Annotated in this window: 15 protein-coding genes; 6 read left to right on the plus strand and 9 right to left on the minus strand. The window is 38.1% G+C overall.

The features are described 5' to 3' along the window. Window positions 1–33 precede the first annotated feature (33 nt). From KIV10_RS10515 to KIV10_RS10535, 5 genes are all read right to left on the minus strand, one after another. A complete protein-coding gene (locus KIV10_RS10515) occupies window positions 34–696 on the minus strand; it encodes a YggS family pyridoxal phosphate-dependent enzyme (protein ID WP_214113469.1) in 663 nt (220 codons plus the stop codon). Window positions 697–735: 39 nt separating this feature from the next. Further along, the gene (locus tag KIV10_RS10520; RefSeq protein WP_214113470.1) at window positions 736–1,974 is read right to left on the minus strand and encodes a DUF1015 domain-containing protein; all 1,239 of its coding nucleotides are present in this window, start codon (window positions 1,972–1,974) and stop codon (window positions 736–738) included. A 56-nt stretch (window positions 1,975–2,030) separates the two neighbouring features. Next, the gene (locus KIV10_RS10525; RefSeq protein ID WP_214113471.1) at window positions 2,031–2,402 is read right to left on the minus strand and encodes a four helix bundle protein; all 372 of its coding nucleotides are present in this window, start codon (window positions 2,400–2,402) and stop codon (window positions 2,031–2,033) included. 57 nt (window positions 2,403–2,459) lie between these two features. Then, window positions 2,460–3,350: a 3-hydroxybutyryl-CoA dehydrogenase gene (locus tag KIV10_RS10530; RefSeq protein ID WP_214113472.1), complete on the minus strand. Its 891-nt coding sequence runs from the start codon at window positions 3,348–3,350 to the stop codon at window positions 2,460–2,462. A 67-nt stretch (window positions 3,351–3,417) separates the two neighbouring features. After that, a complete protein-coding gene (locus tag KIV10_RS10535; protein ID WP_214113473.1) occupies window positions 3,418–4,386 on the minus strand; it encodes a Gfo/Idh/MocA family oxidoreductase in 969 nt (322 codons plus the stop codon). A 226-nt stretch (window positions 4,387–4,612) separates the two neighbouring features. Between KIV10_RS10535 and KIV10_RS10540 the strand changes: the two genes are divergently transcribed. Continuing rightward, window positions 4,613–5,254, plus strand: a complete 642-nt coding sequence (locus KIV10_RS10540; protein WP_214113474.1) for a protein-L-isoaspartate(D-aspartate) O-methyltransferase — start codon at window positions 4,613–4,615, stop codon at window positions 5,252–5,254. Here KIV10_RS10540 and KIV10_RS10545 read toward each other — a convergent pair whose 3' ends face one another. The 3 genes from KIV10_RS10545 to KIV10_RS10555 are packed head-to-tail and all read right to left on the minus strand — an operon-like array spanning window position 5,255 to window position 8,795. Continuing rightward, window positions 5,255–7,735 (minus strand): DUF5686 and carboxypeptidase regulatory-like domain-containing protein, encoded by a 2,481-nt coding sequence (locus tag KIV10_RS10545; RefSeq protein ID WP_214113475.1) that lies wholly within the window; start codon window positions 7,733–7,735, stop codon window positions 5,255–5,257. 10 nt (window positions 7,736–7,745) lie between these two features. After that, the gene (smpB, locus tag KIV10_RS10550; protein ID WP_214113476.1) at window positions 7,746–8,210 is read right to left on the minus strand and encodes an SsrA-binding protein SmpB; all 465 of its coding nucleotides are present in this window, start codon (window positions 8,208–8,210) and stop codon (window positions 7,746–7,748) included. Window positions 8,211–8,258: 48 nt separating this feature from the next. Continuing rightward, window positions 8,259–8,795 carry a SixA phosphatase family protein gene (locus KIV10_RS10555; protein ID WP_214113477.1) on the minus strand — a complete coding sequence of 179 codons (537 nt, stop codon included), beginning with the start codon at window positions 8,793–8,795 and terminating at the stop codon, window positions 8,259–8,261. 150 nt (window positions 8,796–8,945) lie between these two features. On the opposite strand from KIV10_RS10555, the gene KIV10_RS10560 reads away from it, so the two are divergent. Together KIV10_RS10560 and KIV10_RS10565 are read left to right on the plus strand one after the other, a co-directional pair. Further along, window positions 8,946–9,131 carry a CsbD family protein gene (locus tag KIV10_RS10560; RefSeq protein WP_214113478.1) on the plus strand — a complete coding sequence of 62 codons (186 nt, stop codon included), beginning with the start codon at window positions 8,946–8,948 and terminating at the stop codon, window positions 9,129–9,131. 167 nt (window positions 9,132–9,298) lie between these two features. Beyond that, window positions 9,299–9,781 carry a hypothetical protein gene (locus KIV10_RS10565; protein WP_214113479.1) on the plus strand — a complete coding sequence of 161 codons (483 nt, stop codon included), beginning with the start codon at window positions 9,299–9,301 and terminating at the stop codon, window positions 9,779–9,781. A 31-nt stretch (window positions 9,782–9,812) separates the two neighbouring features. On the opposite strand, the gene KIV10_RS10570 is transcribed toward KIV10_RS10565, so the two are convergent. Beyond that, window positions 9,813–9,971, minus strand: coding sequence for a hypothetical protein (locus tag KIV10_RS10570; RefSeq protein WP_214113480.1), 159 nt, complete (start codon window positions 9,969–9,971; stop codon window positions 9,813–9,815). A 63-nt stretch (window positions 9,972–10,034) separates the two neighbouring features. Here KIV10_RS10570 and KIV10_RS10575 point away from each other — a divergent pair, with 63 nt between their 5' ends. The 3 genes from KIV10_RS10575 to KIV10_RS10585 all read left to right on the plus strand — a co-directional run bounded on the left by KIV10_RS10575 (window position 10,035) and on the right by KIV10_RS10585 (window position 11,774). Continuing rightward, a complete protein-coding gene (locus KIV10_RS10575) occupies window positions 10,035–10,382 on the plus strand; it encodes a hypothetical protein (RefSeq protein WP_214113481.1) in 348 nt (115 codons plus the stop codon). 125 nt (window positions 10,383–10,507) lie between these two features. Continuing rightward, window positions 10,508–11,044, plus strand: a complete 537-nt coding sequence (locus KIV10_RS10580; RefSeq protein WP_214113482.1) for a phage tail protein — start codon at window positions 10,508–10,510, stop codon at window positions 11,042–11,044. 154 nt (window positions 11,045–11,198) lie between these two features. Beyond that, window positions 11,199–11,774 carry an outer membrane beta-barrel protein gene (locus KIV10_RS10585; protein WP_214113483.1) on the plus strand — a complete coding sequence of 192 codons (576 nt, stop codon included), beginning with the start codon at window positions 11,199–11,201 and terminating at the stop codon, window positions 11,772–11,774. Window positions 11,775–11,777 lie beyond the last annotated feature (3 nt).

The following is an 11,777-nucleotide window of genomic DNA, read 5'->3' on the forward strand; positions in this document are numbered from 1 at the left end:
ACTCACTACTAACTACTCACTACTCACTACTCACTACTCATTATAATTGCGTTCCCCAAAAATAGCGCTGCCCACTCGCACCATGTTGCTTCCGTTTTCAATGGCTATTTTGTAGTCGCCGCTCATGCCCATACTTAAAATGTTTAGATCGGGGTTTTTTGTTTTGAACTTATCATAAATCTGTTTCAAATGCTGAAACTCAGACTTCACTTGTTCTTCATCATCTGTAAATGTCGCCATTCCCATCAACCCCACTATTTTAATATTCTGAAATTTTTTTATTTCCTCTGAAGCAAGCAAATCCGCGGCATCGGCTTCATCCATTCCAAATTTACTGTCCTCTTCGGCAATTTTTATCTGAAGCAGACAATTAATGGTACGGTCGTTTTTTTTCGCTTCCTTATTTATTTCCTTCAAAAGTTTAAGGCTATCCACGGCGTGCACCAAACTCACGAATGGTGCCATATATTTTACCTTGTTTCGTTGCACGTGACCAATCATATGCCACTGTATATCTTTCGGCATTTCCTGCCACTTGCCCGCCATTTCCTGGATTTTATTCTCCCCAAAAATTCGTTGTCCTGCGTTGTACGCTTCCATCAAATCTGATACAGGTTTTGTTTTTGAAACCGCTACGAGGGTCACGTTTTGTGGCAATTCCGAATAAAATTCTTTTATATTTTCTGAAATATTCATTTTGTAGCTTAATTCAAATTTCTTTAGATGAAGAAATCTTTAAAACTCATAAACCGTTACGCCACTGCGCAATTTTGGTTCTATGTACGTGCTTTTTGGTGGCATCCTTAAACCTTCATCGGCAATTTTTTTTAACTCCTCCGTTGTTACGGGAAGGAGCCCAAAACCCACGGCAAAATTCCCAGAGTCCACCGCCGTTTTCACATATGCCAAGTCCTTTTTGCCGTGGGCATATTCAATGCGCTGATCATTTCTCAAATCTTCAATCCCCAAAATTGGTTTCAATACGGTTTCAAATAAAATTTGGGTATCCAGCGCGTCCAATGCATTTTTGATTTCATAATTGTTTTTCCGAAGGTAAAGCGAGTAAAATTCGCCGTCCAGATACATACTGAAATGGTGCTTCTTGGAAGGCTTGTAATATTCCATCCCACGGTTTTCAATTCGGAAATATGCATCGAGCCGTATTAAAAATTCGTCTTTCTGCAAGCCGTTCAAATCTTTGACCAACCGATTGAATTCGTAGATTTTTAAATCGCTTTCGGGAATTAAATAGCTCATAAAATAATTATATAATTCTGAACCATTGTGATTGGGGTTATCATTTTCCAAATCCTTTGCGAGCAAATACGAGGAAGCGGAGCGATGATGACCGTCCGCGATGTAAAGCGCGGGCATTTCCGAAAATATATTCTGGATTTTTTTGAGAATGGTTTCATCATCAACGTTCCATAAATAATGCGTGTCCCGGTAGGTTGTGGTGAATTCATATTCCGGCCGGCTTTGCATCACAAAATCGATAATGACTTCCAATTCCTTATTGTCCGGATAGGTTAAAAGGACCGCTTCCGCGTTGAACCCCACGGTTTTTAGGTATTCCTTGAAAACTACTTCCCTAAATTCCAGCGTGTCCTCGTGCTTTTTGATAATGTCGTTTTCATAATCCGCCACACTTGCCGCCGCCACAATTCCATTAAATTCCAGACCATCCCTGTTTACGATTTTATAAATGTAAAATGATTGATTTTCCTCCTGCATAAAAATGCCCTCTTCCTTAAATTCCTGATATCTATTTCTTACCAAGGAATAGCGCAATTCACCGGAAATCTCCTTTTGGTATTTGTAGCCCGGATTTACAATGTGCAAAAATGAAAACGGATTGTCCCTCAATCTAGATTCTACTTGGGCAGGCGTATAGCTATCGTAAGAACGCGCCGCAAGTAAACTTACCTTGTCCCGAGTGGGTCTAACTGCTTTAAATGGGAGGATTTTGGCCATTTCTTATAGTATTCAGTGTCCGGTGTTCAGTATTGAGTTGATCACTTTGTATTGGTTTATGAAATTTTTACTCCAAATTTTTCAGGATTTCTTATCATGTAATTTATAAGTTTTCCAACTTCTATACTGGAATCAAATAACTTTTTATATTCCGAATCATTTATATAGTTGCATTTTAAACTATACTCAAGCCATACCTGTGTTTCTGAATTTTCTGCATCGCTATCGGTAAGTTTACTAATAAAATTTTTTAGATAAAGTCTTTTTCGGTATGCTTCTGCAATATTTGCTGAAACACTCCTTGAAGACCTTCTTATTTGATCTGTCAATGAATATTTTTCTTCCGTTGGAAATGATTTTGATATTGAAAAAATTTCCATAGAAAGATCAACTGATTTCTGATAAGCAAATAGTTCTTGAAACTTCATTGTTTTTTTTCTGAATGCTGAAAACTGAACACTGAACACAGGTTACCGTTGCGTAAATTATTTCAGAAACATTTTCGAAACCACTTCAGCCTTCCTGTTTTCACTGTAATCGTAAAAACCTTCTCCGCTTTTTGCGCCAAGCTTTCCGGCCATTACCATATTCACCAAAAGGGGACAAGGCGCGTATTTCGGGTTTTTAAAACCATCATACATAACCTTTAAAATGGAAAGACAAACATCCAGCCCAATAAAATCAGCAAGGGCCAGCGGTCCCATGGGGTGCGCCATTCCCAGCATCATTACCGTATCAATTTCCTTTACGCCGGCCACGCCGTTGTATAATGTTTCAATCGCTTCATTGATCATTGGCATTAAAATTCTGTTCGCCACAAATCCAGGGTAATCGTTGACCTCTACGGGAACTTTTTTCAACTCTTTTGAAAGTGATTCCACCGTACTGTACGTTGCGTCACTTGTGCTGTAGCCTTTTATTATTTCTACCAATTTCATAATAGGAACGGGATTCATAAAATGCATGCCGATAACCTGTTGCGGTCGCGAAGTAGCTGCGGCAATTTGGGTGATAGAAATGGAAGAAGTATTGCTCGCTAAAATTGCATCCTTTGAACAGAATTTATCCAAATCCCGAAAGATTTTAAGTTTGAGATCCAGATTTTCAGTGGCCGCCTCTACAACCAAATCTACCGATTTTACACCTTCCTCAAGATTTGTAAAAGTGGTAATATTCTTCAGCGTATTGGTTTTATCGGTTTCAGAAATTGTTTCCTTTAAAACCATTCTGTCCAGATTTTTTGTGATGGTCGCTAAACCTTTGTCCAGCGAAGCCTGCTGGATGTCAATTAAATTTACCTTAAAATTGAACTGCGCAAACGTGTGGGCAATCCCGTTGCCCATGGTTCCTGCGCCTATTACTGCAATATTTTTCATAAATGGCTATATAATTTAAAACCGAAATTCTTCGGAATGTGATTTTAATATTTGGAATTAAGTTGCTTCAAATTTTTCTGAAATTTTCAATAATCATCATTGCCACGCGAAGCGCTTCCGTTCCCTGGCCCAGTGAAACCTCGGGAACACGGTCTGCTTTTATGGCTTCGGCAAAGCTTTCGAGCTCATCTAGGATGGCATTATTGTTTTCCACCTTCGGATTTTCAAAATAAATTTGCTTTTTTACTCCTTCCGCATTGGTGAGTACCATCGCAAAATCATCGGCATCCTTTGGTGCATCCTTCATCTTTACAACTTCACATTTTTTCTCAAGAAAATCTACTGAAATGTAGGCATCGCGCTGAAAAAACCGAGCCTTTCGCATTTTTTTCAACGAAATCCGGCTCGCGGTGAGGTTTGCCACGCAACCATTTTCAAACTCAATACGCGCATTGGCAATATCCGGTGTTTCGCTCAAAACGCTTACGCCACTGGCGCTCACGTTCTTCACATCACTTTTTACCACGCTCAAAATGGCATCAATATCGTGGATCATTAAATCCAGAACCACCGAAACGTCCGTCCCGCGCGGGTTGAATTCCGCCAGGCGATGCGTTTCTATAAACATGGGGTTGGTAATTTTATCCTTGATTGCCGTAAACGCGGGATTAAAACGTTCTACCTGTCCCACTTGACCGCGCACTTTGTGCTTTTTGGCGAGATCCCGAATTTGCTCGGCCTCGGTCACGGTTTGGGTAATGGGTTTTTCTATAAAGATATGTTTACCCGCTTTTATTACTTTTTCGGCACAGGCAAAATGCGTGCTGGTGGGCGTTACCACAACCACCATTTCGCAGGCGTCAATAAGCGCTTCCATCGAGGGAAAACTTTTATAGCCAAATTCCTTTTCTATTTCAAGGGATGCTTGTTGATTAGCATCATAGAACCCAACCAAGTCATATTTTTCAGATTGTTTGAGCAGTTTTAAATGAATTTTTCCTAAGTGCCCAGCACCCAGAACGCCTGCTTTTAGCATTGTGTACGTGTTTTTTTCAAAGATAATGGTTTTTGGGAAGAAGAGCGGCGGGTTTGCAAGTTTATGAAATTCTCATTTTTGGCACTTTTGCATATTTATATTCCGAAACTTCGGAAGTAGTTTTTTTTTCTGAAATAGTTCAAATTTGAAGAATTGATTGTTGTAACATATTCTTTAGAATTGGTTACTTTGTAAAACCGAAAATATATAAACTGAAAAATTAAATTTGAAAGACACTTTTACCCATCAAGGAATGCGAAAGAAATTGGTTGAAACCTTGAAAACCAAAGGGATTACCGATAGAAATGTTTTGCAGGCCATCGGTAAAATTCCGAGGCATCTTTTTATGGATTCCGGTTTCGTGGATCACGCGTACGTGGACAAAGCTTTTCCCATCGCGGCGGAGCAAACTATTTCCCAGCCGTACACTGTTGCCAGACAAACCGAGCTCTTGGAAGTAAAAAAAGGCGATAAAATTTTGGAAATAGGGACGGGCAGCGGCTACCAGGCCGCGGTATTGCTAGAGATGAATGCATTACTCTATACCATTGAACGCCAAAATGAACTTTTTAAAAAAACACGACTTTTTCTCCCAAAATTAGGGTACAAGCCCAAACGGATGATTTTTGGTGATGGCTATATAGGTCTTGAGGATGAAGCGCCATTTAATGGAATTATTGTTACTGCTGGTGCGCCTTTTGTACCCCAGCCGTTGCTGGCCCAATTAAAAATAGGAGGGAAGCTCGTAATTCCAGTTGGGGAAAATGTGCAGGTTATGACAGTTTTCCACAGAAAATCCGAAACTGAATTTGAAAAAAAGGAATACGGTGAATTCAAGTTTGTGCCTTTGCTGGAAGACAAAAATTAATTACCTATCGATAATATTTAAGAATTTAAGTCCAAAAATAAAGGCACCTTCATTTCCGCCTTCAAAAAAACTGCGAACGTAATCCAAACGGAGGAAACGGAATTTCCCAATTCCAAGATTATCCAAGCCTAACGAAACTTCAGAATACGGCTTTCGGTTTTCGGTGCTCAAAAAATGTGCGCCCGCAACTAGATTCCAATTAAGTTGATTGATTCCGGGGATTTTTCCCAGAATAAATCCCCTGAAATCGTGTTCCAAATGCCCTTCAAAATAACTTTTATTGGTGCTCAATTGATAATAAGGAAGCAAATTGAACACATTCGTATAATTTGGCGAAGTGCCCACACGGGTCTGATTTCCGTTGAAATGTTTATAATCGATGAACGAAATAGTTTCGGCATTTAAAAATGTCCCGCCTTTTAAGTTGTATACAAATTCACCCTTATTTCCCAAAGTTATTGATTGGTTCAGGCTCGCTTGAAATTGGGTATAATTATAATCACTATTTGAGGATGCCGCGCCGTTTTCAACAATTATGTTAAGTTCTGGGTATTTTGAATCCTCAACAGTGAATTTCATATCAGGATTCGATGCGTATTTCTGTGCAAAATTAATTCGGGCACGTAGGTAGGATTTTAGGATATTATGTTCCGTAATTACGGGATTGCTAAAATCATTAGGCGCCAGAGGATTATTGCTGGTATAGCTTACATCTGCATTTGGGATGGTTACATAATCTGAAGTGTTAAAAAGCGGCTGTCTATTTTCAAACCCTACGCGGCCGTAAAGGTGCAGGCCATTGAAAATTTCACGGCTATAACCAACCCTGCCGTAATTCAACTCGTAGAGTTTCATATAATTTCTTTCAAAAAATAATGTAGAAACCGTATTTATTAAAGGCGAAATAGGTTCAAGTGCATTGAACTGCGCTACTTGGCTACCCCCTGTAATGCTTATCCTTGATTTATTTGTCCAATTGAAATTGCGGACCAAAACCCCGGAAAATCGTAATCTACCTTCGGAAATTCCATAGTTGGCATTTAAGGCCGTGTAAAGTGTGTTGGTCTGGTTATCATCATACCACTTTAAAAAATTAAGCCCAGCCGAAGCATTCCAGCCTTGAACAGTATTAAAGTTTATTTTTGAAATAGGCCCTTCATAACTCACGCGCCATTTTTCAAAACTATTCTTGTAAGTATACCCGGTAAGGGGATCCAAAATGCCAAATTTATTTGATTTGGCATCGAGGGAATCTAAGTACGTTTTGGAACTCCGCAGAATCTGGATGCTGTCTTTTTTCACATAATCCTTCAATTCTTCATTGGTTAAGGGCACAGGCCGAATGCCTTTCCAAAAAATACTGTCTTTTTTGTTCGCTTCGGAAGCGAAGGATATCACTTCGTTCGTAAAACTTTTTCTGTTGAAATTGGGGGCAAAATTATAGTTGCTATAGACGGCAATAAACCGCGCATCGCCTTCCATCGCCATCAAACCAAAACCAAAATCAATAGTTTGTGAAATTTTCACCCAAAAATCATTTGCACCGTCATATTTGTAATTCTGCTTAATCATTAAAGCACTCACAAATGGAATTTGTATCGCCGCACCGGTAGTGGTGAGTTCAATACCGTATAGCTGCCAATCCTCTTCCACAATGTATATAAAACCTTTCCAGACGCGATCGTTGGGGCGTTTCGGGATAACTTCAATTTTATTTATGAGTTTGTTTCCTTCATAAAAAATCCCGTCCAACCTGTAATTGTAATAATAGAGAGCGTTGTTTGCGATAGGCGAAACGAGTGCCGCATTTATTTCAACGGTATTTTCATAGAATGAAAATTCGGCACTTTGGGCACTGTTAAAACTGAAGCCGTTATCGTTTCCACTTACTTTGCTTGCGATAATCTTTTCGGTGAAATTATCTGGTTTTTGATAAGCTATTTCTGAAATTGTTTCAGAGAGATAAACAATTCCCGTCCGGGTTGAATCCAGTGCACCATCAAAATCCCCAATTTCCTGCCCCAATATTTTTTCTGGCAAATCCTTCACGCGCCACAGACCCCGGGAGTAGAAATCTGCCGTAAATGCGCTGAGCCTTTCCAGATTTTCCTTTCGCTGTGCAATGGTTTCGCGGATGATGCGATATGCTGGGTCTTCGCCAGTAGTTACTACCACTTCTTCTAGGCTGGTGGATTCTTCAGTTAGTGAAACATTCAATATAAACGGAAAAGATTGAGGTTCAATACTCTTTGTAGTGGATTTATAGCCTAAAAATTGGAAGACGACTTCGTATTTTTTCTCTTCGGAAGCATTCAAAATATAATTGCCATCATCATTCGTGGTAGTACCGATGTAGCTATTTTGAAGATAAATATTTACGTACGGCAGCGGATTGCCCTTGGCATCCGTAACCTTGCCAACTATTTGCGCCGTAATGGAGGCAGAAATAAAAACGAAGAGCAGGCTAAAGGTAAAGCGCATCTGGAAAATTCTAATTGTTGAAGGCTTTTTTAATCCTACTAAGCTGTTTTTTATTGTCGCGATCCTTTATAGTTTCGCGCTTGTCATATTCTTTTTTACCGCGGCAAAGTGCTATATCCAGCTTTGCAAGGCCTCGATCATTGGTAAACAACACCAGTGGAATGATGGTAAGCCCAGAGTTTTTCACTTCTTTTTCCAGTTTTTTTAATTCGCTTCTGTTCAGCAAAAGTTTTCGCTCACTTTTTGGGGCGTGGCTGTAATGCGTGGCGTGGCTATATTCCTGCACGGTCATATTAATGGCAAACAGCTCGCCATTGCTGAATTCGCAAAAACTTTCGGCAATGGAGGCTTTTCCTTCCCGAATTGCCTTTATCTCTGTACCACGCAGAACGATGCCAGCGGTGTAGGTATCGAGGATTTCATATTCAAATTTCGCTTTGCGATTTTTAATCTTTATATTTTTCTGAATTGCCATAGCTGCAAAGGTAGAATGATTAATGAACAATGATTGATGAATACAGAATTATTCCACCGTGAGGATTTCAACATTTCTATCATTGCCGTTAATGGTTACTATAAACAGGGTTGAATTATCTGAATCATCCATATTTTCATATTTTTCCTCACCAATCAATTGGTTGGCCAATTGCGGGATGGTATTGCTGTGGCCCACGATCAAGATGTTCTTCCCGCGGGTGTTGGCCAGAAATTTTTCAGAAAAAAGTCTTTCCGGCACATAAGTCTGTATGGTAATTTGCTTCTGTTGCGCAATGGTGGACACGGTCTGTTTGGTACGAATATATTTGGTGGCATAAACGGCATCCAGTGGTATGGTTTCAAAATGCGTTGCCCAGCGCTTGGAGCGTTGCAAACCTTCAATGCTTAGATTGGGATCTTCATCGTAAGCGTTTGTACGTACTTTTTCGGCGTGTCTCATTAAATAATAGGTGGAAGTTTCTGGCTGCGTGGATTCTTCGGATTTATTGATTTCAGAAGTCTTTGTTTCAGAATTATTACTGGAAATTGAAAATATGAGTAACAATAACAGCAGATTTTTCATGATAAAATTTTTATGTAACACTATTTAAGAGAGTTTGGCAATTTTATAACTAAATAAATACATTCTTTAATATTTAATTACCACTTCTGCGGTACAGATTGCCTTATCTTTACTAAAGTAAACATTAAAAATAATTTAAAACAAAAAGCTATGAACGAAGATCAATTTAAAGGCAAATGGAACCAAGTAAAAGGTAAGATGAAACAAGCTTACGGAAACCTGACCGATGATGATTTAAAATATGCTGAAGGAAAATCTGATGAATTACTTGGGCGCCTTCAGGAAAAAACTGGTAAAACCAAAGAAGAGTTAAAGAGCCAGATTGACAAGTGGTAATTTTCCCTAAACTTTAATTACCGCTTAATTTGAAGCCGGATCCGTCAAAATTTCACAAGTTGAAATCTTGACGGATCTTTTTTTTGTGGATACTATGAATGTTTCTCGATTCTTATTTTTTTTAAATTTAATTCTGTCGAAGAGTTTATAATCTAAAAATATATACCATGGCAAACCTCAGTTATAATCTAATTCACGAGACGCTGGATGAAACCAGAATGAGTACAATCTTTCAAAAACTTGAAGAAATTAAAGCGCTATTGCCACTGGGAACACTAACTCCCGAAGAACGAAAGCAATACCGTAGTCTAGACGTCCGCAACCATGCATTTGTGGAAGATGCAATAAGGGTTCAGAAAAATCTTGGTGAGAATCTGCTGCCTGCCGATTTAAAAAGTGATGCTATGGAAACAGATTTCCTATTGGGGAAACAAATAAAAAGTGTTCGTGAACGCGTTAAAAATATTGAGAATATCCTTGCGGATGTGGCGAGAATAGTAGATCACGAATCTTTTGGTATGGCTTCAACTCAATATAAACTGTATAAAGTGGGCGCCAAGGTGGGAATTCCCAATGCGCGGACGGCAGTAGAAGAACTGCGGTGGCGTTTTGAGAATCAAGGAGGTAGGACCCTGGATATAATACCATAAAATAAATTGCTTCTCTTGATATTTAGATATTTTATGTAACCTTTTTACATACCGCTGTAACCATTTTACTTACTGCTGTAACTTTTTTACTTACAGCTGTATCCATTTTACTTACCGCTGTAACCTTTTTACTTACAGCTGTATCTTTTTTACTTACCGCTGTATCCATTTTACTTACATCTGTATCCATTTTACTTACCGCTGTATCTTTTTTGCTTACATTTGTGATGTTAAAACTGAAAATTTTTAAAAAATGGTGACCTCAATAAAAACAAAAGCCCCAGATGTAGGATCAATGTTGCAAATGCACTACAAAAAACACAAGATCAATAGGGCCGCACTGGCCAGAAAACTGAATCTGCACAGGGTAACGGTAGCAAAATACGATCAAAGAAGTAGCCTACATGTGCGGGTATTGTGGGATGTAGCCATAGCGCTGGAACATAATTTTTTTGCGGACATCGCAGCCCAAATGCCAAAAGAATACGCTACCAATGTGCCCCAAAACAATGTTCAGGCCGAACGGATTGCGGCATTGGAGGCGGAGAACGCATTGTTGAAAAGTAAGGTGGAAACCCTTATGCAGGTGGTGGGGAAGTGAGGAATAATTATATTTGGGGGAAAATTAAAAATTTAGTGAGTATTTGTGCATAGCACAATATCCACAAATATTTCAGGTACCGAAAATGTAGTCACGCCCATTGTAATTAATTTAAAAAACTGCAAATGAAAAAAACAATTCTATTGTCATTTATATCATTTATTCTTTGTAGTTGCACATCAGAGAACTTTTATGAAACACAGCGATATTTCAATACCGATAAGGAATCATATAATGTTGGGGATGAATTTGAATTGACCATTTTTATCGCGCCTCAAAAAGATGAAAAAGAAATCCGACTATACGACAATTATAAGAATTTACAAATATCATTTTCTTTAATAAATAGTGAGAAAGGAATTCATAATGGTAGCTGGACTAAAAGATCAAATGAATTTTTAAATGACACATCAACGACAAAATTCAGAATCACTAAAAAAAAACCATTCAAAAAGTCCTTCACAGGAATAATTTCTGAAACAGAAACAGAAATTATTATTGAAATACCTGAGTTGAATTTTAGTGACGGATTACCGAAATCTGAATTTGGTGCAAATAATAAGGTTCGAATTCATGGACTGTGTGACCCAATTGATCCAGAAATTGGAGCATCAATAGAAGAATTTATCGAAGTAAAGGATATAGAAATTATAACAATATAAAAATGCTTTTTAATAATGCATAAAGATTATGGTGGGCGAGCGGTCTACGGCACTTTTTTCGCTCCGCAGATAATTTTGATTTCTGAGAACAAGATGGCGTTTCGAAAGCGACAAAAATAGACACAAACCTTTATAATTAATTAAATACACAACTATGAAACAAAATTTATTACTGACATTATTATTGATTTTTACAATTAATACGTATTCTCAAGATTCAAAATTCAGTATTGAGGCTAATTACCCCATTACAATTGACAACAATTTTCTACAAGATGCATATGGTATAGTTGATATTGGGTTAAAGTATAGATTTGTGGAATTAAACCCGATAAAGATTGGAGTTAGTCTAAATGGTGGGGTTCTAATAGATAATTCAAATCAAAATAATTCTCCACAAGATTTTTTGGTGACTACGTATATTATTCAACCTAAAGTATTCGGAGAACTAAATCTTGAATCAATCGAAAAATTACATCCTTTTTTAGGTTTAGGATATACATTTATGAACTATCAATTGTCAGGTTCAAATAACGGAATAGATGTTTCTGGTATATCTGAAAATTTGAGTGGATTTGGACTAAATTTAGGCGTTGCCTATGACATTAGTAACAAGATTTTTGTGCAAGTTCAATATGATTTCACCAAACTGAATATAAAAGATGGCCCAAATGAAAAATTCAACACAAATGTCAACTTACTGAAAATTGGTATTGGACTTAAAATATAAATA

Source organism: Aequorivita echinoideorum (genome assembly GCF_018476645.1).
Classification (GTDB): domain Bacteria; phylum Bacteroidota; class Bacteroidia; order Flavobacteriales; family Flavobacteriaceae; genus Aequorivita; species Aequorivita echinoideorum.